The sequence below is a fragment of the Actinoallomurus spadix genome (assembly GCF_024055725.1).
GTDB classification, from domain to species: Bacteria; Actinomycetota; Actinomycetes; order Streptosporangiales; family Streptosporangiaceae; genus Actinoallomurus; species Actinoallomurus spadix.
Map to the genome: position 1 here is coordinate 1 of NZ_JAMXMX010000039.1, position 21,263 is coordinate 21,263.

A 21,263-nucleotide genomic window follows, 5' to 3' on the forward strand; every position below is an offset into this window, starting at 1 on the left:
ACTGCGGGGCGGCGGCCGCCGCCCGGGGGCCCCCCCCCGCCGCTCGATGCTGCCAGACTGTCGTCGAGAGGTGATGCACGGATGCAGGACAACGAGATCCTCGGTCATATCAACGACCTGGTGGAGGAGGAGCACACGCTCCGCGAGCGGCTGCAGAAGGGAGACCTGACCGCCGACGAAGAGCACCAGCGGCTGCGCACGGTCGAAGAACGACTCGACCAGTGCTGGGACCTCCTGCGCCAGCGCAGGGCGCGGCGGAACGCCGGCGACGATCCCGAAGGCGCGCAGTCCCGGCCGACCGGCGAGGTCGAGGGCTACCTTCAGTGACCGTCACGGGCCACCACCGGTGACCGTCTCGGTTCACGTCCGGTGACCGCCCAGGGTCACCTTCGGTAGCCGTCGCGGGCCACCCCGGCGGCCTCAGCCCTCTCCGACGGGCCAGGTGTGCACGGGCGCGTTCGTGTGCATGTGCTCGACGTAGCGGCGCGTCATCAGCCGCAGTGCCTCCGCGCGGTCGGCGCCGGCCGCGCTCGCCGCGCGGACGGTCTCGACCTGCCACGTCGCGCCGTTCCGGCCGGTGACGCAACGCTGCTCGATGATGCCGAGCAGCCGGTCCCGTACGACCGTGTCGACGCCCCACCGGTCCAGGCCGGTGACGGCGAGGGGCAGCAGGTGCTCCAGCACCAGCCCGGTGACCGGCACCTCGCCCGTGCCGGGCCAGTAGACCCGGGCGTCCAGGCCGAACCGCGCACCGCGCCGCGCGTTGTCGGCGGCGGCCGCGAAGGACATCCGCTCCCAGATCGGGCGCTCCTCCTCCGCGAGCGCCCGTACCAGGCCGTAGTAGAAGGCCGCGTTCGCCATGATGTCCGCGACGGTCGGCCCGGCGGGCAGGACGCGGTTCTCCACCCGCAGGTGCGGGCGGCCGTCGACGACGGCGTACACCGGGCGGTTCCAGCGGTAGATCGTGCCGTTGTGCAGCGCCATCTCGGCCAGCTCCGGGATCTCGCCGCGGGCCAGCGCCTCCACCGGCTCCTCGTCCTCGCACATCGGCAGGAGTGCGGAGAAGTACCGCGAGTTCTCCTCGAACAGGTCGTACGCCGAGTCGATCCAGCGTTCGCCGAACCACACCCGGGGGCGCACGCCCTGGGCCTTCAGCTCCTCCGACCGCGTGTCGGTCGACTGCTCGAACAACGGCAGCCGGGTCTCCCGCCACAGCTCCCTGCCGAACAGGTACGGGGAGTTCGCGCCGAGCGCGACCTGCACACCGGCGATGGCCTGGGCGGCGTTCCAGGACGCCGCGAAGTCGCCCGGGCCGACCTGCAGGTGGAACTGGACGCTCGTGCACGCGGCCTCGGGCGCGATGCAGTCCGACGAGGTCCGCAGCAGTTCGACGCCCTCGATCTCCAGCGGGAGGTTCTCCCCGCGGGCCGCGAGGACCTGCTCGTTGAGCAGCCGGTACCTCGGGTTGGCCGACAGCGTCGCCTCGCTCACGTCCGACTCGCGCAGGGTCGGCAGAATGCCGATCATCATCAGCTCGGCGCCGACCGTCCGCGCCCGCCCATCGGCGTGGTTGAGGTTGTCGCGGATGCGCTGTTCGAGCATCGCGAGCGCCTTACCGGCCAGCGACCCCGGCGGCAGGTTGATCTCGATGTTGAACTGCGCGAGCTCGGTCGCCCACGCGCCCGGATCGGCGATGGACTCCAGAACGGCCGCGTTCAGCATCGCCGGCAGGCCGTTCTCGTCGACGAGGTTGAGCTCGACCTCCATCCCGATGCTGGCGCGGTCGTCCTCGAACCGGCCGTCGCGCAACATCGCCGCCAGGGCCTCCAGGCAACGCCGGACCTTCTCCCTGTAGCGCCGCCGGTCCTCTTTGGTGATGGCGACCGCCGCCACGTCCCTGCCCATGCAAACCCTCCGGGGAGTTCGTCGCACCGTTCCCGGGGAGGGCCATACCCCTACCCGACGAACGTAAGGATCGTCTCCCGGTCTTTCGCGACCGACGTGGCGAGAGTCTCATGCCGGGCGCGGAGCTCTCGGAAGGCGTCCGCGATCTGCCGCGTCTCGGAGAGGAAACGCTCCTTCTCGCGTACGGCGGACTCCGCGGCCGTACGACGAGCGAGCCGCTGCACGATCCACAGGACCGCCCCGACGACGGCGATCACGGCGGGGAGGACCGCCAGGGCGCCGAGCCCGGCCGCGATCGTCCCGACGAGGCCCAGGACACCGGCACCCGCCAGGGCCAGGCCGACCCGCTCCGCCGCCGGGCCGGTGGCGTACCGGGCGGCGATCCCGGCCTCCGCATCCGCCGTCGAGTCCGCACCGTCCGGGCCGATCGACAGGCCCCAGCCGCGCACCCGGACCTGCACGCGTTCGGGGAGGGGACGGGACGCCTTCTCCGCCAGATCGCCGACCGCCACGGCGACCCAGCGGCGCCCGGCGCGCAGCGCGACCAGGCGCAGCGCCGGTGATCCCTCGTCGAACATGTCGCCGCGCAGCAGCGACCGCGTCTCTCCTCCCGGGGCGTCCCAGGACTCCGGCGGCGCGGCCGTACCGTTCTCGATGATCTGCCGTAGCTCCCGGGCCCGGGAGATGAGCGGAGCCTCGGCGGGACTGCCCTCGTCGACGAGCGCGACCAGCAGCCGGGCGAACTCCGCCACACCGGCGTCGTCCGCCGTACGAGGCGAGGGCTCGACCGCGGGAACGGTCTCCTCGATCCTGGCCCGCAGGCGGGCGAGGCGCGCGGTGTCCACCTGCGGCCCGGTCAGGGCCGGCTGGTCCCGCAGGATCCTCGGCAGCCAGGAGGTCTCGCCGCCCCTGCTCGAGGCGGAGATCCTCTCGGCCCACGCCCGGCCCTCCGCGGCGGCATCGGCGGCCGGAAGGCCCTCGACGAACGCGGCCAGGCGGCGTTCGACGTGGGACCGTCCCGTCTCGCCGAAGATCCCCTCGGCGCAGGCGGCCCACAGCCGTCGCTGCACGTGGGTGACGGTCTCACCGAGGGGCGGCAGGGTCCGCGCCAGCCACGGCACGGCCTCGGCGTCCCGCCCCGCGACCGCGAGCGCCAGCGTCAGGAACAGGGCCGTCCGCGCCTCGTCGCGCCGGATCGCCTCGGCGGCGTGCGTGTCCGCGCTCACCCCGTCCCCGCGGAGCAGCGCCGTTAAGGCCGCCGTGGCCGGTCCCAGCCAGTAGCCGGGGCAGTCGTCCAGGTCCAGATTCAGGTCGAGGCGGGGCGGGTCGGCGGCGTCCCGGGCGAGCGAACGCAGCAGCCGCCGCGCCTCCTTGCGGATGGCGGCCTCCCGGTCGAAGACCGCCATCTCCACCCGCAGGTCCGAGAGCTCCACGAACGCGTCGAACGACCGGGCCAGCCGGTCGATCCGCCGTTCCAGCGTGCCCTGCACCTCCGTGAGCTTCGACTGCAGTGTCCGCGAGCTGCGATCGGCGTAGTCGTACGCCGCGCCGACCTCCTCCCGCAGATCGCGGATCTGCCGGTCCTGCCGTGCGTCGGTCCACCAGTCGTCGCTCACGTCGCCTCCCGCGCCTCGGGACCCTGCCGCTCGGAGTTCCGACGCACGGCACCGCCCGCCCGTTCCGCAGGAACGAGCGGGCGGCCGGAAGGATCGTTACATGCGCTCCGGAGTCGCCACGCCGAGCAGCTCGAGGCCCTTGCTGAGGGTGCGCAGGGTCAGCGCGCACAGCGCCAGCCGTGACGCCTTCGTCGGCTCGTCCGGCGCCCGCAGCACGTGGCAGTTCTCGTAGAAGGTGGTGTACGCGGAGGCGAGGTCGAACAGGTACGCGCACAGCCGGTGCGGCTCGGCCGCCTCGCCGGTCTGCCGCAGCGCGGTGCCGAACCCCAGCAGGTGCAGGGCGAGGGCCCGCTCGGCCTCGTGACCGAGCGTGATCGGGCCCGCCGCCTCCTCCGGGGCCAGCCCGCCCTTGCGGAAGATCGACCGGATCCGCGCGGTGGCGTACTGGAGGTACGGCCCGGTGTTGCCCCGGAAGGAGATCATCCGGTCGAAGTCGAAGATGTACTCGCTGCCCCGGGCGACCGACAGGTCGGCGTACTTCACCGCGCCGATGCCGACGGCCTCGACGATCCGCCGCCGGGTCTGGTCGTCGAAGTCACCCTCGTGCGGCACCTCGTCGAACGCCGCGCCGGCCCGCTCCACGGCCTCGTCCAGCAGCTCCGTCAGCTTGACCGACCTACCGCTCCGCGTCCGAAAGATCTTCCCGTCGGGGCCCAGGACGTTGCCGATCTGGGCGTGCTCGGCGCTGACCTTTTCCGGCAGCCAGCCGGCCATCCGGGCCACCGCGAACACCATCTGGAAGTGCAGCGCCTGCTGCGCGCCCACGACGTAGATCATCCGGTCGACGTCCAGCTTGTCGACGCGGTACCGCACCGTGGCCAGGTCGGAGGTGGAGTAGTTGTAGCCGCCGTCGCTCTTCCGGATGATCATCGGCAGCGGGTCGCCCTCCCGGCCGGTGAACCCGGGCGGGAACACGCACAGCGCGCCCTCGCTGATCTCCGCGAGGCCCTTGTCCCGCAGCTCGTCCGCGGTGACGCCGAGCATGTCGTCGTAGAAGCTCTCGCCCCGGATGTCCTCGTCGGTCAGCGTCACGCCGAGCCGGCCGTACACCGTGTGCAGGTAGACCTTCGACAGCTCGACCAGCCGCTCCCAGTGCCGGATCGTGTCCGGGTCGTGGGCCTGCAGCTTCACGACCCGCTCCCGGGACCGCCGGGCGAACTCCTCGTCGGAGTCGAACCGCTGCCGCGCCATCTGGTAGAACGCGTTCGGGTCGGTCTCCAGGAGCCCGGCCTCCGCCGAGCCCTCGCCGACGTCGAGCAGCAGCTCGATCAGCATGCCGTACGGCGTGCCCCAGTCGCCGATGTGGTTGTCCCGGATCACGTGGTGCCCGAGGAACTCCAGCACCCGCGCGAGCGCGTCGCCGACGATCGTCGTCCGGAGATGACCGACGTGCATCTCCTTGGCGATGTTCGGCGAGGAGTACTCCACGACCGTGGTCTGCGGAGCCTCCGCCTTCTCCACCGCCAGCCGCTCGTCGCCGTGCATGGCCTGGGCCTGCCCGGCGATCCACTCCGGGCTGAGCGTCAGGTTGACGAACCCCGGGCCGCTGATCTCGACCTTCGCGCAGACGTCGGACACGTCGAGGTGCGCCACGAGCTCGGCGGCGATGTCGCGCGGCTTGCGGCCCAGCTTCTTGGCGAGCGGAAGCGCGACGTTGGCCTGGAAGTCGGCGAACTGCGACGGACGGATCACCGGGTCGGCGTCGGGCTCTCCGAACGCCGCCCCGAGGGCGGCCTGGACGCGGGCGGCGAGAACGTGCTGCGGGTCGGACATCGGGATCCTCATGGAGTACGGCTTCGGCAGCTGCGGCTGCGACGTCCTCAAAGCCTATCGGCGACCGCCCACAGCCCCATCCGAATATCCCCCCGCCCGGCCCGTGTCAGCCCGTTGAACCGACGACCGTGAACTCCAGCCCGGCGTGCCGCAGGCGGGTGAGGAGGGCGTCGCCCATCGCCTGGGCCGTCGTGACCTGACCGGCGGTCTCGGGAAGGTCGTCGAAGGCCAGGCACAGGGCGGACTCGGCCAGCATCTTCGCGGTCTCCCCGTAGCCGGGGTCACCGCCGGAGACCTTGGTCACGACCTTCCGGCCGCCGCCCTCCCCGGCGAAGTGCACGCTGAACCAGCTCCGGGCCCGCCGCTCCGCCGACGGCCCGGCCCCGGGCGTGAAGCGGTCGAGCAACCGGTCCCGTACGGGCCCGATCTGAGCGGCGGCCACGACCCCCGCCGCCCCGGCGGCCAGGCCGACGGCGGAGGTCAGGTGCCGTACGGCGGCGAAGTGGCCGTAGGAGAAGTCGGGCCCGTAACGGTCAAGAGCGGCCGCGGAGCGCCGGACCACGTCCGGGTCCAGGGTCGGCAGCGGAAGCGCCCAGGCGCCGAGCCCGGCGTTGTGGTGCGGACGCCCCCGGACGGCCCGGACCCGGCGCCCCGGCACGGGCGGCTCCGCCGCCCGCCGCCGGCGATGGACCCGGGCGGCCTGCCGCGAGTGCGCCGCCGCCATGATCGCGGAGTGCACGGTGCCGCTGGACGGCGCCCCACTGGCCTGGACGTACCCGCGCACGCTCAGCGGGACGTCCTCGGGCAGCCGCCGCACCGTGAAGTAGACGCCGAGGTCGTGCGGCACCGAGTCGAACCCACACGCGTGCACGAGCCGCGCTCCCGTCTCGGCCGCCCGCGCGTGGTACTTGAGGTACATGAGGTCGACGAACTCCGGTTCCCCGGTGAGGTCGACGTAGTCGGTGCCCGCCTCGGCGCACGCGGCCACCAGCGGCTCGCCGTAGGTCACGTACGGGCCGACGGTGCTGATCACCACGCGGGCGGACTCGGCGACCTCCCGCAGCGAGGCCGGGTCGTTCACGTCGGCGCGCAGGAGCGGCAGGTCGGCGCCGAGCCGGTCGCGCAACGCCTCGAGCTTCGCCGGGCTCCGCCCGGCCACCGCCCACGTCCCGGACCCGTGCGCCGCGAGGTACTCGGCGGTGAGGCCGCCGGTGAACCCGGTCGCGCCGAACAGCACGATGTCGTAGGTCCGGTCCATGAGGCCTCCCGCGGTCGCGTGTACCTGCCTGCTTACCGCGTACGCCGCGCGCGGAAAAGCACCCCGCCCCGACTGTGGCCCACGTCGCACGATCCGTGGTGAAGCGGAAGCCGATCGGGACGGTGTCTCGTTCCCTGGGGGTGGCGGTTACAGTGCCTGAGCCGGCACCTGGCCGGGCTCCTCGGCCGGATCGATCAGCCACTGTGACGCCGCCGGTGACGCCACAGGCCCTGGCAGAGCGGTCATCCATCATCACCCGCCGACGGCGAAGAGACCCCAACGGAGACGAGCCGACCACGACGGCGGCGGGGAGGGGAGTGGATGCTGACCGGGGCCCTGCCGGGCCGTCAGAGGTCGGAGGGGTCGGGGGACGGGCCGGGGTCCGGGTCGGGGTGGGGGCGGCGGGAGAAGCGGTTCGGGCGGGTGGCGGCCAGGCCCTCGCCGATCTGCTCGACGATGCGGCCGGCGGCCAGGTCACGGGCGAGGACGCAGGCGGAGCTGATCGCCGGGGCGCGGGACGCGCCGTGGGCGATGACCACGGTGCCGTTCAGGCCGAGGAGGACGCCACCGCCGTGGGTCTCCGGGTCCAGCCGGTCCCGCAGCCGGCGCAGTTGCCGGCGCTGCAGGAGCGTGGCGGCGCGGGCGAGCAGGCCGGAGCCGATCGCGGCGCGCATCTCCGTCACCGCCATCCGTACGGCGCCCTCCACGGTCTTGAGCGCGACGTTGCCGGTGAATCCGTCCGTGACGACGACGTCCACCGCGCCGGCGAGAAGGTCGCCGCCCTCGAGGTTGCCGATGAAGTCGACGCCGGGCAGGTCCCCGGACAGCAGCTCGTGGGCGCGGCGGGTCAGCTTGTTGCCCTTGCCGGCCTCCTCGCCGATCGTCAGCAGGCCCACCCGTGGCGCGGCGACGCCGAGCCGGATGCGCGCGTACGCGGTGCCGAGCGTGGCGAACTGGACGAGCATCTCGGGTTTGGCGTCGGCGGTGGCGCCGGCGTCGAGGAGCACCGTCGGGCGCGGGCGGGTGGGCAGGACGACGGCGAGCGCGGGCCGCATCACCCCAGGCTGGCCGCGTAGGCGGAGCCGGGAGGTCGCCACCACCCCGCCGGTCGATCCGGCCGAGACGAGCGCCGCCGCGTGCCCGCGCCGGATCAGGTGGCAGGCGATCGCCACGGACGAGCGGGGCCGCCGCCATCCGGCCAGCGCGCCCTCGTCCATGGCCAGGGCGTCCTCGGCGTGCACGATCGGGATCTCGCCGAGCGCGTCGTGGCCGCGGAGCAGGTCGCGGACGCGGCGGGCGTGGCCGACCAGGACGACGCGGACGCCGTGCTCACGGGCCGCGGCCACGGCGCCGGCGACCACCTGCTCGGGGGCCTCGTCGCCGCCCATCGCGTCGACCGCGACCCGCGGACCCTCGGCACGCTCGTCCGCTCGTCGTACGGTGCGTTCGTCCGGTCGCCGCCCGGCGGGCTCCTCGGCCGGGCCGGTCACTCTGGGTCCTGGCAGCCCTGGCCGAGGCAGGGCCTGCGGACGACCTCGCGGCCGTTCACTGTGATCACGTACTCCTGAAGAGGGTGCGGGGAGTTCGCCCGGTAGGCGACGGCGTCGACCCGGACCGGCTCGTCCCGGTCGGTCCGGCCGACGCACTGCACCCGGACGACCGACAGCGTGTCGGCCGACAGCGTACGACAGCGCATTCCCGGGCGGATGGTGTACCCGAGGCCGCGCAGTTCGTCGCTCGCCCCGCGGGCCGTCGCGTTGCGCAGTGAACTCTCCGAGACCTTGCGGACCGGATCTTCACACGCCGTCATCAGGAGAAGCGGGATCAGGGCGAGGGCGGCGGCCTTCATAGTTCGCGGACCGCCCGTGCCACGGTCTCGGGGCGGTCGATGTGCACCAGGTGGCCGACGTCGGGCAGGACGACCTGCCGTCCGCGCGGGCTGAGCGCCGCGAGGCCGGCGTGCGCGCGCCGCCATGCCTCCCGGCCGCCGCGCAGGTCGCCCAGGGCGGTCAGCACCCGCAGCGGGATGTCGGGGAAGGGCACGTGGCAGCGCAGGGTGAGCAGGTCCGCGGCCATCTGGCGGTACACGGAGTCCTCGGCGAGAAGGGTGCCGAGGACGTGCCCGCGGGTGCAGACCGCCCGGACGTACTCGGGCGGCGCGACGTTCCCGCGCGCCGTCAGCAGGCGCATCGCCAGGCTGTACGCGGCCGGGCCGGCCAGCCGGGTGAGGCCGGTCGCGCCGGCGACGGTGCCGGCGAGCCGGGCGAGGGGCTCGAGGCGGCCGAGGAGGCGGGCGTGCTCCGGCGTGCGCGGCTCCGCGCTGGGGTCGACCAGCACCATGCCGCCGACGAGATCGGGGTGGAGCCGGGCGAACGCCTCGGCGTGGAAGCCGGCGAACGAGTGCGCGACGAGGAGCACCGGGGCCCCGGCCCAGCGGGCCAGCGCGGCCAGCCGGTCGGCTTCGGCGCGGAGGGTCGCGGCGCCGCGTACGGGCGGGCTGCCGCCGAGTCCGGGCCGGTCGAAGACGATCGCCCGGTGCGCGTCGCGGAGCAGGGAGACGACCGGGATCCAGTCGAACCAGGCGCCGCCCAGACCCGCGCTGAGCAGCACCGGAGGCGATCCCGTGCCCTCTGTGACGACGTGCAGGCGGTGTCCGCCGACGGTCATGAGGTCGCCGGGCAGGCGGTCGTTCACCGGGTCGTGGCCTTCTCCCGCTCCGCGCTCGGGCCGCCGGGCCGCGCGACCGGGCGGAAGACGGCGCGGGCGCGCCGCCGGCCGGTGTACAGCTCGACGGCGATGACGAGCAGCCACACCGAGATGACGGTCACCTGGACGCGCTCCATGACGCCGAGCATCAGGCCGAAGTACATGAGGGGCAGCGTGCCCAGGGCCGTGGTCGTCTCCACCACCATGACGGGCCAGCTCCAGCGCGCGAGCACCGGCCAGCGGCCGTACCGGCGGGCGGCGATGGTGAGGGCGAGGAGGCTGACGATGCCGCTGGTGACGACGAGCGTGCTGGTCAGGGAGTGGAACTCGTGGGCGAAGGAGACCGTCCCGGCGCGTTCGCGCAGCGCGCAGGTCGGGTCGGAGTTGGGTGCGCAGTCCATGGCGAACAGCGAGTCACTGATCGAGAAGACGCCGAACAGCAGCAGGGCGAGCCAGCCGACGAGCGCCCAGCCGCGCGGGCGGAGCCGGCATAGCACGACCGCCGCGACGATGATCGACAGGGTGCCCGAGAGGAAGTCGCAGCCGGAGAAGAAGCCGTGGTACGGCTGGTCGGTGGCGGACAGTTCACTGACGTAGCCGTTGACCGGGTCCAGCTTCGGGTCGATCAGGAACTGCAGGACCCAGGAGCTGTAGACGACGCCCGCGATGGCGGCGAGGACCGGCAGGAACGCCGGTAGCATCACTTGATCACGAGCAGGTCTCGCCGAAGTCACAGCATCCAATCTAGGTGCCCCGTGTGGGTCCGTGGGACTACCCAGCGGCTGTGGACTTAAGCGGCAGACCTGCAGATTCTTACGATCCTTGGAGGATTCTGGAGAAGACTCCGGCGTCCTCGTCGAGCCCGCTGCACGTGTCGTTCTGCGCGGTGGTGTCGGCGGTGCACGGCGTGTCCCGGGTGATCGACCACATCGACAGGCGGCCCAGGTGACGGGTCGCGGCCCAGGAGCGGACCTGCCGGGCGTCGTCCGGCTGGAACCCGGCGCCGGTGCCCGCGACCCCGATGACGGGCGTGACGCCCATCCGCCGCCAGACCGTGTCCGCGTCCTGGTGGTACAGCTTCTGGAGCTGGCCGTGGGCGGCGGTCGCGGCGGCGAGCACGGCCGACCCGGTCCCCCCGGAGGGGAGCAGGTCGACGATCGAGACGTCGACGCCGGCCGCCGTCGCCGTCCGCAGCGTCGCGAGAGCGTCGGCGGTGAGGCCGGTGCGGTGCACCGGCAGGGTGAACGACACGCGCAGGCCGGGCCGGTCGTGCCGCAGCCGGGCCAGGGCCTCGGCGCGGCGGCGGGCCGCCGCGCCGTCGGCGAGCGCCGTGTCGGTGAGGAAGAAGTCGACCTGATCGGTCCCGGTCGTGGTCAGCACGGAACGGTACGCCGAGGTCAGCGCGTCGGTGTCCGCGCACTCACGGGCGAGTTCGGTGGCGTGCGGGCCGCCGAGGGAGACGATGACGTCGCCGGGGACCTTCTTGATCTGCTTGCGGACGACCGCGTCGCCGAGCGGCGTCAGGCCGCCCCAGGTCGGCGTGCATCCCTGGCCGGCCGCGACGAACCCGAGCGTGTAGTTCTTCACTCCCGGCCGTGCCGCGCTCTTGGCGAAGTCCAGCGGCGGCCAGGTCAGCACATCGGCGTACGGCGCGAAGGGGACGTCGGCGACCGGAGCTGCCGAGGCGGTCGGCTCCGGTGGCTCGGTGGTACGGGAGGCGGAGGGCGCCGGGTGGGAGGCGGCCGGGCGCGAGCGGGCCCCCGGAACCTCCGTGATCGCGACGTCGGGCCGGGAGGCGGCGCGCGAACGGGCCGACGGGGTCGCGTGCTCATCCAGGTCGGTCGTCGCCGCGAGTACGGCGGCGCCACCGGTGCAGGGGATGAGCAGACCGGCCGTGATCAGCGCGATTCTGCGGCTCAGCCGGGGTGCCGCGCGGCGCTTGCGGTGTCTGCCCACGACCTCTCCTCGTGGGGCGGCAGGGGCTGCCGCCGACCGGCGTGACCACTGTCGCGTATGGGATCCGTCATCCGCAGTATGGCGTAACCCTCAGTCAAGATCACGATTAGGGTCCGCGTGTCGGTCTGACACTTTCTCGCCGTCCCGAACGTTGATCGTTTAGGGGTGGGACCCATGTGTATCGATAAGCCTCCCTACGGGTATCCAATTCGTAAGAAACGGGGCTCACAGGTTCACTAGGGCTGGGGAGCGTGGCATGCCGTGACGCGATGACGTCGCGGTCCGACTGCTAGGGAGGGAATACCCGGACGGCGAGTCGCCCGCGGGGGTCTCATGAAGCCCGGTCCGCGCGACTTCGCCTGCGCGTTTCCCGTCGACTCGGAGGAGTAACGTCAACGTGACCTTGGTCAACGACGCGGCGCCGGCCGCGGTGAACACCACCGGCCGCAGGTTCCGCGCCTTCACGGCGAAGCATCTGGACGAGCTCACCGCTCGTGCCGGGCTGACCGCCGAGCAGCGCCTGGCGATCCAGGCGGTCGCTACGGTCCTGCCGTTCCGCACCAACAGCTACGTCGTCGATGAGCTGATCGACTGGTCCGCGGCCCCGGACGACCCGATCTATCGGCTCGTCTTCCCGCAGGAGGACATGCTCCCCGCGGAGGACGTCGCCCGTATCGCCGACCTGCTGCGCCGGGGAGCGCCTCGGGCAGAGGTGAACGCCGCCGCCCACGAGGTCCGGCTCAAGCTGAACCCGCATCCGGCGGGCCAGCTGCAGCTGAACATCCCGACCCTGCACGAGGAGCCGATGCCCGGGGTGCAGCACAAGTACCCCGAGACCGTGCTGTTCTTCCCCAAGCAGGGGCAGACGTGCCACGCCTACTGCACCTACTGCTTCCGCTGGGCGCAGTTCGTCGGCGAGCCCGACCTGAAGATGGCGGGCGACGACGTGGAGCGGCTCAAGCGGTACCTGCTCGCGCACCCGGAGGTCACCAGCGTCCTGTTCACGGGCGGCGATCCGATGATCATGGGTGAGCCCGTCCTGCGGCGCTACATCGAGCCGCTGCTGGAGCTCGAGCAGCTCGAGTCGATCCGGATCGGCAGCAAGGCGCTGGCCTACTGGCCGCAGCGCTGGGTGACCGACCCCGACGCCGACGACACGCTCCGCCTGTTCGAGAAGGTCGTCAACGCGGGTAAGAACCTCGCGTTCATGGCGCACTTCACCCATCCGCGCGAGCTCGAACCGCACCTGGTGTCGGAGGCGACCCGGCGCATCCGTAGCACCGGCGCGGTCATCCGCACCCAGGCCCCGCTCATCCGCACAATCAACGACACGCCCCTGACATGGGAGACCATGTGGCGGCGACAGCTCCGGATGGGCATGGTCCCGTACTACATGTTCGTGGAACGTGACACCGGGCCGCAGGACTACTTCGCCGTCCCCCTCACCCGGGCTTATGAGATCTTCCGCGACGCCTACAAGAACACCTCGGGACTCTGCCGCACCGTCCGCGGCCCGTCCATGTCCGCGACGCCGGGCAAAGTGTGCGTCGACGGGGTGGTGGAGATCGGCGGGGAGAAGCTGTTCGTCCTGCACTTCATCCAGTGCCGCGACCCGGAGCTGGTGAACCGGCCGTTCTTCGCGAAGTACGACCCGGAGGCCGTGTGGCTGACCGACCTGCGGCCGGCCTTCGCCGACCGGTTCCCGTTCGAGGGGCGCGTTCCGGGCGGGGACGTGACGGCGCATGACGTCGTCGCCGCGGGTCCGTCCCTGTGACCGGCCGGATCGCATGGCCCTCCCGGTGAACCGCCGGCGATGATCGTGGGGCCGTACCCCTGGTACGGCCCCACAAACGATCCCGCGGGCGCGAAGCCGTCAGCTCTCGTACTCGGGGACGATCTGCGCGCGGCCCAGCGTGTGGCCGGTGATGTTGAAGCCGACGACCGCGGGCGAGGCGTCCTCGGGGACGCCGAGGTTCTCGACGTCCAGCGCGTGCACGGTGAAGACGTAGCGGTGCGGCGCTCCGGGAGGCGGAGCGGCCCCGCCGAACTCCCTGTTCCCGTAGTCGTTGCGGGCGTGCTTGGCGCCCTCGGGCAGCCCCTTGAAGTCACCGCCGCCCGCGCCCGTCGGCAGCTCGGTCACGGAGGCGGGGATGTCGTACAGGACCCAGTGCCAGAAACCGCTGCCGGTCGGCGCGTCGGGGTCGTAGCAGGTGACGGCGTAGCTCCTGGTCTCCGCCGGAGCGCCCGCCCAGCGCAGGTGCGGAGAGAGGTTCTCGCCGCTGAATCCCCAGTCGCTGAACACGTGCGCATTGGGCAGTCGCTCGCCGTGCGCGATGTCGTCGCTGGTCACGGTGAAGGACGGCACCTCGGGCAGGAACTCGTGCGGCAGCGGTGGCCGGCCGGCCATGGCAACCTCCTCGATCGGTTCGACGGATACGCCTATGTCCTATCAGCCGTGCCCGCCGTCGTCGCGATGAGCTTTGTATCGGCCGATCAGCGTTCAGGCCCTTCCCCGAGAAGGTGCCCGGCGTTGCGCGTGGTGAGGGATCGCCAGTCCGGGTGTCCGTCGGCCATCGCCGCGTCGAGCGACGTCAGCAGGCGCAGCGCGAGCTCGCGCTGCGTCCAGGCGTAGTCGCTGCCGTACAGCAGCCGCTCCGGCCGGGCGATGCCGGTGAGCGCGGCGATCTGCTGCTTCGACGGCATGCCGGCGAGGTCGTAGTAGAACCGGCCGAGGATGTCGGCGACCGTGACGCGGTCGGCCGCTTCGCCGCTGATCGTGCGGAACGCTTCGACGCGCTCGGTGAGCAGCGGCAGCACTCCGCCGAGGTGGGGCACGATCAGGCGAATGCGGGAGAACGCCGCCGCCGCGCCGCTGAGGATGAAGTCGATGACCGTACGGGCGGTCTCGAACAAGAACTCGATCATCGGCCACGGCCGCCCTGACGACAGCTCCTCGAAGCCCGGGCAGGTGGTCGGGTGCAGCAGGACGATCGCCGCCCGGCGGTCGAGTTCGGCGAGCAGTGGGGTGAACCGCTCGTCGGCGAGCCGGATCCCCCCGTGGTTGGACAACAGCGCCACACCGTCCGTGCCGAGTTCGTCGAAGCAATAGGCCAGTTCCGCCAGCGCGCCGTCCACATCGGGCAGGGGCAGGGTGGCGAACTGCCCGAACCTGTCGGGATGTCCTCGTACCTCCTGGGCACAGAACTCGTTGACCTCACGCGCCAGGGAACGGGCGGCCCGGTCGTCACCGAAGTGGACGCCCGGCGAGGACAGCGACAGCATCGCCTTCGCGATGCCGGCTTCGTCCATGAGCGCCAGATGTTCCTCGGCGGTCCATCGCGGCCAGTAGGTCTCGGGCATGCCGTCGGCTCGCGCATGACCGCCTGCCTTGGCGGCCTCGATGTAGTGCGGGGTGGTGAAGTGGGCGTGAAAGTCGATCAGGCCTTGTGTTCTCATCGCTGTCTCCTCCCAGGTCGGGGCGCTCCTCCCGACCGGCCGCCTCTCACCCTAGGCAGGATGGCCGTTCAATAGCATGGGCTGTGCCACTGAGTGGAACGGAGAGGCGATGCCGACATCAGATCCGCCCGATGCGGGTTCCGGGCCCGGACGTCTGCGCCGGCTCCCAAAGCGGGCGAGGCGGTGATCGACCGGGCCTTCGCCGTGCTGGGCGCCTTCGACGCCGACCACCGCGTCCTGCCCTTGGCGAGTCTCGCCCAGCGGACCGGCCTGCCCCGCAGCACCGCCCTGCGCCTGGCCCGCAAGCTGACCGAGGCCGGGGCGCTGGAGCGCCTCGACGACGGTCGCTACGTGATCGGACTGCGCCTGCTGGAGATCGCCTCGCTCGCCCCGCGCGGGCACGGACTGCGAGCCGTGGCAATGCCCTACCTGGAGGACCTCTTCCACGTCACGGGCCAGCACATCGTGCTGGCGGTACGGGACGGCGCCGAGGCCATGCTCGTGGAGCGGCTGTCCGCGCACAACGCGAGTCCGGCGCTCTACCGGGTCGGCGGCCGCATGCCCCTGGCCCGGACCGGCGTCGGCCTGGTCCTGCTGGCCCACGCCCCCACCGAGGTGCAGGAGCAGATCCTCGGGTGCCATGAACCCGGGCATGGCCGTGACTGGGCGCGCACCGCCGAGGATCTGCGCCGTGTCCTCGCCGAGGTCAGGCGGGGCGGCTATGCCATCGGGAGTCAGGCCGAGCCCCGGCCGCACACGACGGTGGCGGCGCCGGTCCGCGACGCGGACGGCGTCGTCGCCGCCGTGTCCGTGGTGGCTCCGAGCGTCGATTTCGACGCGGCGGTCTATGTGCCGGCCGTCCGCGCCGCCGCGCGTGCCATCTCGCGGGAGATGAACGACGGCCGCCACCGAAGGTAGATCGATCGTGGCCTGGCTTCCAGCGGCAGTTGCCGCACAGGCCCGCATCCGGGGCTTTTCTTGGGTAACTCGTGTGTTCTGTGTGACTGAGGCGCTACAGTGCGTGATCTACGTCGATCACACTCCGGGTCCGGCGGACCGGCCGTCCGCGCACCCGCCCAAGAAATCAGGAGAAGTCAGGACATGCGTGGACTTGCCATCGCCGTGGTCGGCGCGGTCGCCCTCACCGGCGCCTCCTCGCCGGCCCGGCCGGCCTCGTCGGCGTCCCTCGCGGCCCGGTCGCTACCACCGGGGACCGTTCCGGCGCTCGCCCTGCGGCCGTCCGCCGTCTTCAACGTCCCCTCCGGGTCGGCGGCCGAACAGAACGCCATCGCCCACCACGTGAACCAGCTGACGGCCGGTGCTCCCCGGGGCGCGCTGATCCGCATCGCGGTGTTCATGTTCACGTCGCCGGCGTTCGCCCGGACCCTGATCGACGCCAAGCGGCGCGGCGCGCACGTCCAGTTGGTCGTGGACGCGAGCACCCGCGACAACGACGCGTACCGCCGCGTCGAGCGGGCGCTGGGCACCAGCCGCAAACGCTCATCGTGGGTGGTGGCCTGCCACGAGGGCTGCGTCGGCGACACGATCATGCATAACAAGTTCTTCCTGTTCTCCCGCACCGGGCGGACGAGGAACGTCGTCGTGCAGTCCTCGGCCAACCTGACGACCCGCAACCGCGTCAACGCCTGGAACAACGCCTTCACGATCAGCGACGCGCGCCTCTACCGGGCGTACGGCCGCTACTTCTCCGCGCTGGCCGCCCGGCACCACGAGCGGGACCACTACCGGGTGACCCGCAGTGGGCGCGTCACGGCCTACACCTTCCCCCGCGCGGGCGACTCGCCCCGGACCGACACCCTGTACGGACTGCTCAAGAAGGTCGGCTGCGGGGGCGGCACGTCGGTGCACGTCACGACGTTCAACCTGAGCCGTACGGACGTCGCCGAGCGGCTCTGGGCACTGTCCCACCAGGGCTGCGACGTCCGGGTCATCTACACGAATCTGAGCGCCCGGGCCCGCGACATCCTGCAGCGGGAGGACGGGCCGGAGCTGCTGAACAGCCACTACCTGTACGTCGACGCGGAGACCGGAGACGAGATCGACGCCTTCGCCCACTCCAAGTACGTCCTGATCGACGGGGCGTACGCCGGGCGGTCCCGGAAGGTCGTCATCACCGGCAGCCCGAACTACACCGAGCCGGCGCTGCGGCACAACGACGAGACGATGATCAGTATCGAGGGGGCGGACATCCACGGCGCCTACGAGCGCAACTTCACCCGGCTCTGGGAGGCCGCCCAGTCCCACTACCAGCTGCGGGGCAGCGTGCCGGACCCCGGATGATCCGGCGAGAGCCCGCTTCGGAGGTCGCTTCCCCGGAACGTCCGACCTCCGAAGCGAGCCGTGATCACTTCCCGGTGGCCTCGACGTAGGCGTCGACGACCGTGTCGGTGTCACCGTCCATGACCAGCCGACCCTCGTCCACCCACAGGACCCGGTTGCACATCTCCCGGATCGAGTCGAGCTGGTGGGCGACGAGGAAGACCGCGCCGGCCTCCTTGCGTAGCTCGTCGATCTTGGCCTTGCTCTTGCGCCGGAACTTCGCGTCGCCGGTGGCCAGGGCTTCGTCGATCAGCAGCACGTCGTGGGACTTCGCCGCGGCGATCGCGAACCGCAGCCGCGAGCCCATGCCGGAGGAGTACGCCCGCATCGGCAGCTGGATGAAGCCGTCCTTGAGCCCGGCGAACTTCACGACCTCGTCGTACTTCGCCTTGACCTCGTCCGGGCCCATGCCCATCGCGAGGCAGCCGAGCACGATGTTGCGCTCGCCGGTCAGGTCGTTCATCAGCGCGGCGTTGACGCCGAGCAGCGACGGCTGGCCCGCGGTGTAGACGCCGCCCTGCTGCGGTGGCAGCAGCCCGGCGATCGCCTTCAGCAGCGTGGACTTGCCCGACCCGTTGGTGCCGATGACGCCGACCGCGTCGCCCTTGTAGGCGACGAAGGACATCCCGCGGATCGCGTGGACCTCCTTCATCGACGGGCGGTTCTGCCGGCGCACGATGCGCATCAGGGCGTTGTTGGCGTTGCCCTTCCCGCCCGCGCCGTACACGCGGTAGATGATGTGCAGGTCGTCGACGACGACGATCGGCTCGCGGTTCGGGTCGATCACCACGGGGGGAGCCGATCCGTCGGGCGCTGAGGACACCTTGACCTTCTCCTTGACGGCGTCAGCCACGGCCGTACCTCTCCTCCGCGCGGTGGAAGTACCAGAAGCCCACCGCGAAGGCGACGACGGCCCAGCCCACGGCGTAGATCCAGATCATGTGGTTGGTCGAGACCAGCTCGGAGTGCATCTTGCAGGCGTTCGCCGCCTTGACGAGCTGCTTGTGGGTGGTGCCGCCGGCCGCGCACTGCTCGGCGTACTTCACCGTCATCGTGTGCAGGTCGTGGCGGTAGGAGCCCATCAGCGCGCGGCGGGACAGCTCGACGTACACCGACCCGGGGTTGGCCTCCATGATCCGCATGGCCCACGTCGGGACCTTCGACGCCAGGGCGTACATCGAGAACATGATCCCGGAGAAGTAGAGCCAGGTCCGGAGGACGAACGGCAGCAACTGGCTGAGGTCCGGGACGAACGCGCCGATCCGCGCGACCACGAGGCTGACGCCGATGTTGAACATCAGCTGCAGCAGGAGGATCGGGATGATGAGGATCCACTGCCAGGTGGGCCACTCCTGGAACCCGAGCATGATCACCAGCAGCACGCCCATCGCGGCGAACAGCTGCTGCAGCTCCACGATCGTGTAGGAGAACGGCAGCGTGGCCCGCGGGAAGTGCAGCGCCCTGATCAGCGACATGCTGGTCTGGACCGACTTCGCACCCGACGTCACCGACCGCTGGGTGAAGTGGAAGAGGAAGATGCCGGTCACCAGGAATGGGATGTACTTGGTCACGTCCCCGCTCCGGCCCAGCAGCAGACCGAAGATCAGGTAATAGACCAGCGCGTTCAGCAGGGGAGTGAGCACCTGCCACAGCTGGCCGAGACGAGATTCGGTGTACATCGCGACGCTCTTGGCGGAGGCGAACGCCCAAATGAAGTGGCGTCGCTGCCAGAGCTGTCGGATGTACTCACCGATGGGGGGACGAGCGGCGCTCTGTTTGAGCCCATGGCGCGCGGCGAACTCGGCCAGCGGGGGGTTCCCGTTCATGTGAGGGGGCTCCGCGATCGTGCTGACCTGCCCGCCACCCGAGGCTCCGAGCCGTTCCGGGTGACTCATGCGGAGCAGCCTATTGCAGACGGGCGTCCGGGAACGACCAACCGCCGGATGCGATGCCAACAATCCGATCATCGGCGTGATCCGAGGCGTAACGGGGATACACCGCTGCATGCCCCTGTTGAATCGAGCGAGAGAGCTGGACCAGCGCGCTTTCGACGCGGTCGCGGCGGCCAAGCTGCCCGGGCTCGAATACGTCCTCCCGCGCCTCTCGAGAATCGCGAACCATTCGGTGCTGTGGGGCGGCGTCGCCGGGACGCTCGCCCTCACCAGGCGGCCGCGGATGCGCCGGGCGGCGCTGCGCGGAGCCATCGCCATCGGCCTGGCCAGCCCGCTGGCCAACATCGTGGGCAAGCAGGCGTTCCGGCGCCCCCGCCCGCTGATCGAGCTGTTCACGCACCCGGCCCGCCCCCGCGTCACCCGGGCGGGCGTCACCCTCATCCCCTCGATCCGCTCCCCGTGGCGGCTGCCGACGTCCCCGTCCTTCCCGTCGGGCCACTCGGCGTCGGCCGCGGCCTTCGCCACGGCGGTGGCCATGGAGGCCCCGGCGGCCGTGGCGGTCCCGGTGGGGGTCACCGCCGCCGCGGTGGCCTTCTCCCGGATCTACACGGGCGCGCACTACCCGGGCGACGTGCTCGCCGGGCTGGCCCTGGGCACCGTGGCCGGCCTCGGCACCCGCCTGCTGTGGCCCACCCTGCCCGGCCCGGCGAGTTCACGCTGGTCCAAGCCGGTGGAGACGGTCCGCGGCATCACGGAGGACGGCAAGGGCGTCGTCATGGTGGTGAACCCGGGCGCCGGCGCGAACGCCGGCGGCAGGGACCTGACCCGCGCCCTCAAGGAGCGTCTCCCGGCCGCGGAGATCATCGAGGCGGGCGGCGACCTCGAGACGACGCTGAAGGACGCCGCCGGGCGCGCGGCGGTGCTCGGCGCCTGCGGCGGCGACGGCACGATCCGGGCCGCGGCGGCCGCGGCCCTCGACCACCGCGTTCCCCTGCTGGTGATCCCCGGCGGCACGCTCAACCACTTCGCCCGCGCGCTCGGCATCGAGACGGTCGCGGACGCGATCGCGGCGTACCGGACCGGGTGCGTCGCGCGGGTCGACGTCGGCCGTGCCGGTGCGGAGATCTTCCTCAACACCGCGAGCTTCGGCGCCTACACCGAACTCGTCCAGCGGCGGGAGCGGCTGGAGGGGCGGCTGGGCAAGTGGCCCGCCCTCGCCGTGGCCGCCGTCCGCGTGCTCCGGCACACCGAACCGGCGGACGTGTACGTCGACGGCCACCGCCGGCGCGTGTGGTTCGCGTTCATCGGCAACGGCCGGTACGGCGCCCGTGGGGTGACCCCGACCTGGCGGGCGCGGCTCGACGACGGAGTGCTCGACATCCGGCTCATCGGCGCCCGGCGCCACATCAGCCGGACCCGCGCCGTCGCCGCCCTGCTGGTCGGGCACCTGCGGCTGGTGCCGGACTACAGCGCCTGGTCGGCCGGCAAGCTCGAACTGCGGGGCGCCGACGGCCCGCTGCGGCTGACCCGGGACGGCGAGGTCGGCGCCGCCGAGGGCACCGTGACCGTGACCAAGGACCCCGCCGCCCTCGCCGTCTTCGTGCCCCCGGCGACGGCCGCCGCCTCCGCCAAGGCGACGACCGGCCGGATCCACTGAGAGGAGGTCTCGCACCGGCCCCGTCAGGGTTCACGGATGCTCTGGTCGGGTAGGGCGGCTGGAGGGGTGGTCACGCAGAGCGACCGCCTGATTCCAGACGAGGATCTCGGGCGTTCCCCTTGCCGGGGGGGTCGGACCGGAACGCCTGCATGCCCGGGGGAGCGTCCGAGAGGGGGCTACGCGAAAGGTGAGGTCATCCATGCAGCGCGAGAGCGACAAGCAGGGTACGGCCCAGGACGAGCACCTCCGGAAGGAGACCAAGAACCTCATCAGGGGGAGCGGGACGACGGAGGCCGAACGCGGTGGCACGGGCGGAGACGCCACGCCACGGCCCGCACGACCGGCACGGGGCATGTCACCCGCGGAGGTCGCCCGCCGGGCCGAGCTCAGCCGACACCTGCCGCCCAGCGAGTTCCCCGCCGACCGGGGGCGCCTCCTCGCCCACCTGCGGAGCAAGAACGCGCCCGCCTCGGTGATCGAGACCATCTCGGGACTGCCCGAGGGCAAGGAGTTCCACACCATCGGGGACATCGTCCGTGAGATCGGCCTGCCCGCGCGCCACTGAGACGCAGGATCGGTGAACCCGCGCACGTCGAACCGGAGGCGCCCGGCCGGGCGCCTCCTCCCTGACGGCGCCCCGGCGG

Annotated in this window: 19 protein-coding genes; 6 read left to right on the plus strand and 13 right to left on the minus strand. The window is 72.0% G+C overall.

Translation table 11 applies throughout. From position 1 onward, the window contains the following. The first annotated feature begins 81 nt into the window (after positions 1–81). Positions 82–327 carry a DUF2630 family protein gene (locus NE235_RS34810; protein WP_252810737.1) on the plus strand — a complete coding sequence of 82 codons (246 nt, stop codon included), beginning with the start codon at positions 82–84 and terminating at the stop codon, positions 325–327. A gap of 93 nt (positions 328–420) precedes the next feature. Here NE235_RS34810 and NE235_RS34815 read toward each other — a convergent pair whose 3' ends face one another. The 9 genes from NE235_RS34815 to NE235_RS34855 form a co-directional block, all read right to left on the minus strand. Then, positions 421–1,905 (minus strand): glutamate--cysteine ligase family protein, encoded by a 1,485-nt coding sequence (locus NE235_RS34815; protein ID WP_252810739.1) that lies wholly within the window; start codon positions 1,903–1,905, stop codon positions 421–423. A gap of 50 nt (positions 1,906–1,955) precedes the next feature. Beyond that, the gene (locus NE235_RS34820) at positions 1,956–3,521 is read right to left on the minus strand and encodes an ATP-binding protein (protein ID WP_252810740.1); all 1,566 of its coding nucleotides are present in this window, start codon (positions 3,519–3,521) and stop codon (positions 1,956–1,958) included. A 96-nt stretch (positions 3,522–3,617) separates the two neighbouring features. Next, positions 3,618–5,354, minus strand: coding sequence for an arginine--tRNA ligase (gene argS / locus NE235_RS34825; protein ID WP_252810741.1), 1,737 nt, complete (start codon positions 5,352–5,354; stop codon positions 3,618–3,620). Positions 5,355–5,460: 106 nt separating this feature from the next. After that, positions 5,461–6,612 (minus strand): saccharopine dehydrogenase family protein, encoded by a 1,152-nt coding sequence (locus NE235_RS34830; RefSeq protein ID WP_252810742.1) that lies wholly within the window; start codon positions 6,610–6,612, stop codon positions 5,461–5,463. Between the two features lie 347 nt (positions 6,613–6,959). Then, entirely contained in the window at positions 6,960–8,000 is a 1,041-nt protein-coding gene (gene plsX, locus NE235_RS34835; protein ID WP_252810805.1) for a phosphate acyltransferase PlsX, read from the minus strand. Between the two features lie 98 nt (positions 8,001–8,098). Beyond that, on the minus strand, positions 8,099–8,422 hold the full coding sequence (locus NE235_RS34840) for a hypothetical protein (protein WP_252810744.1): 324 nt from the start codon (positions 8,420–8,422) through the stop codon (positions 8,099–8,101). Between the two features lie 35 nt (positions 8,423–8,457). Continuing rightward, positions 8,458–9,306, minus strand: a complete 849-nt coding sequence (locus NE235_RS34845; protein ID WP_252810746.1) for an alpha/beta fold hydrolase — start codon at positions 9,304–9,306, stop codon at positions 8,458–8,460. Then, positions 9,303–10,019 carry a DUF998 domain-containing protein gene (locus NE235_RS34850; RefSeq protein WP_252810806.1) on the minus strand — a complete coding sequence of 239 codons (717 nt, stop codon included), beginning with the start codon at positions 10,017–10,019 and terminating at the stop codon, positions 9,303–9,305. The genes NE235_RS34845 and NE235_RS34850 overlap by 4 nt, the downstream gene beginning before the upstream one ends. A 112-nt stretch (positions 10,020–10,131) precedes the next feature. Further along, positions 10,132–11,274: a hypothetical protein gene (locus tag NE235_RS34855; protein WP_252810747.1), complete on the minus strand. Its 1,143-nt coding sequence runs from the start codon at positions 11,272–11,274 to the stop codon at positions 10,132–10,134. Between the two features lie 397 nt (positions 11,275–11,671). On the opposite strand from NE235_RS34855, the gene NE235_RS34860 reads away from it, so the two are divergent. Next, a complete protein-coding gene (locus NE235_RS34860; RefSeq protein ID WP_252810749.1) occupies positions 11,672–13,048 on the plus strand; it encodes a KamA family radical SAM protein in 1,377 nt (458 codons plus the stop codon). Between the two features lie 99 nt (positions 13,049–13,147). Here NE235_RS34860 and NE235_RS34865 read toward each other — a convergent pair whose 3' ends face one another. Both NE235_RS34865 and NE235_RS34870 read right to left on the minus strand, forming a co-directional pair. Continuing rightward, complete coding sequence (locus NE235_RS34865; protein ID WP_252810751.1) at positions 13,148–13,681, minus strand: YbhB/YbcL family Raf kinase inhibitor-like protein; 534 nt, start codon at positions 13,679–13,681, stop codon at positions 13,148–13,150. Between the two features lie 86 nt (positions 13,682–13,767). Next, positions 13,768–14,730, minus strand: a complete 963-nt coding sequence (locus NE235_RS34870) for an amidohydrolase family protein (RefSeq protein ID WP_252810753.1) — start codon at positions 14,728–14,730, stop codon at positions 13,768–13,770. A 183-nt stretch (positions 14,731–14,913) separates the two neighbouring features. Here NE235_RS34870 and NE235_RS38510 point away from each other — a divergent pair, with 183 nt between their 5' ends. Next, positions 14,914–15,648: an IclR family transcriptional regulator gene (locus NE235_RS38510; protein ID WP_252810755.1), complete on the plus strand. Its 735-nt coding sequence runs from the start codon at positions 14,914–14,916 to the stop codon at positions 15,646–15,648. 183 nt (positions 15,649–15,831) lie between these two features. Further along, positions 15,832–17,031 (plus strand): phospholipase D-like domain-containing protein, encoded by a 1,200-nt coding sequence (locus tag NE235_RS34880; protein WP_252810757.1) that lies wholly within the window; start codon positions 15,832–15,834, stop codon positions 17,029–17,031. 64 nt (positions 17,032–17,095) lie between these two features. Here the strand turns inward: NE235_RS34880 and NE235_RS34885 are convergent, their stop codons facing one another. Further along, positions 17,096–17,923, minus strand: a complete 828-nt coding sequence (locus NE235_RS34885) for an ABC transporter ATP-binding protein (RefSeq protein WP_406567661.1) — start codon at positions 17,921–17,923, stop codon at positions 17,096–17,098. Next, a complete protein-coding gene (locus NE235_RS34890) occupies positions 17,916–18,965 on the minus strand; it encodes an ABC transporter permease (protein ID WP_252810759.1) in 1,050 nt (349 codons plus the stop codon). Before NE235_RS34890 ends, NE235_RS34885 begins: the two co-directional genes overlap by 8 nt. Positions 18,966–19,083: 118 nt before the next feature. On the opposite strand from NE235_RS34890, the gene NE235_RS34895 reads away from it, so the two are divergent. Continuing rightward, a complete protein-coding gene (locus NE235_RS34895; protein WP_252810760.1) occupies positions 19,084–20,619 on the plus strand; it encodes a bifunctional phosphatase PAP2/diacylglycerol kinase family protein in 1,536 nt (511 codons plus the stop codon). 199 nt (positions 20,620–20,818) lie between these two features. After that, complete coding sequence (locus tag NE235_RS34900) at positions 20,819–21,184, plus strand: DUF2795 domain-containing protein (RefSeq protein WP_252810762.1); 366 nt, start codon at positions 20,819–20,821, stop codon at positions 21,182–21,184. Positions 21,185–21,263 lie beyond the last annotated feature (79 nt).

Excerpts from the sequence above, each read along its gene's own strand:
- plsX (WP_252810805.1), bottom strand. The coding sequence starts at position 8,000 with ATGGGCGGCGACGAGGCCCCCGAGCAGGTGGTCGCCGGCGCCGTGGCC.
- NE235_RS34815 (WP_252810739.1), bottom strand. The coding sequence starts at position 1,905 with ATGGGCAGGGACGTGGCGGCGGTCGCCATCACCAAAGAGGACCGGCGG.
- NE235_RS34840 (WP_252810744.1), bottom strand. The coding sequence starts at position 8,422 with ATGACGGCGTGTGAAGATCCGGTCCGCAAGGTCTCGGAGAGTTCACTG.
- NE235_RS34890 (WP_252810759.1), bottom strand. The coding sequence starts at position 18,965 with ATGAGTCACCCGGAACGGCTCGGAGCCTCGGGTGGCGGGCAGGTCAGC.
- NE235_RS34900 (WP_252810762.1), top strand. The coding sequence starts at position 20,819 with ATGCAGCGCGAGAGCGACAAGCAGGGTACGGCCCAGGACGAGCACCTC.
- NE235_RS34870 (WP_252810753.1), bottom strand. The coding sequence starts at position 14,730 with ATGAGAACACAAGGCCTGATCGACTTTCACGCCCACTTCACCACCCCG.
- NE235_RS34850 (WP_252810806.1), bottom strand. The coding sequence starts at position 10,019 with ATGCTACCGGCGTTCCTGCCGGTCCTCGCCGCCATCGCGGGCGTCGTC.
- argS (WP_252810741.1), bottom strand. The coding sequence starts at position 5,354 with ATGTCCGACCCGCAGCACGTTCTCGCCGCCCGCGTCCAGGCCGCCCTC.
- NE235_RS34880 (WP_252810757.1), top strand. The coding sequence starts at position 15,832 with ATGCGTGGACTTGCCATCGCCGTGGTCGGCGCGGTCGCCCTCACCGGC.
- NE235_RS34810 (WP_252810737.1), top strand. The coding sequence starts at position 82 with ATGCAGGACAACGAGATCCTCGGTCATATCAACGACCTGGTGGAGGAG.
- NE235_RS34865 (WP_252810751.1), bottom strand. The coding sequence starts at position 13,681 with ATGGCCGGCCGGCCACCGCTGCCGCACGAGTTCCTGCCCGAGGTGCCG.
- NE235_RS34830 (WP_252810742.1), bottom strand. The coding sequence starts at position 6,612 with ATGGACCGGACCTACGACATCGTGCTGTTCGGCGCGACCGGGTTCACC.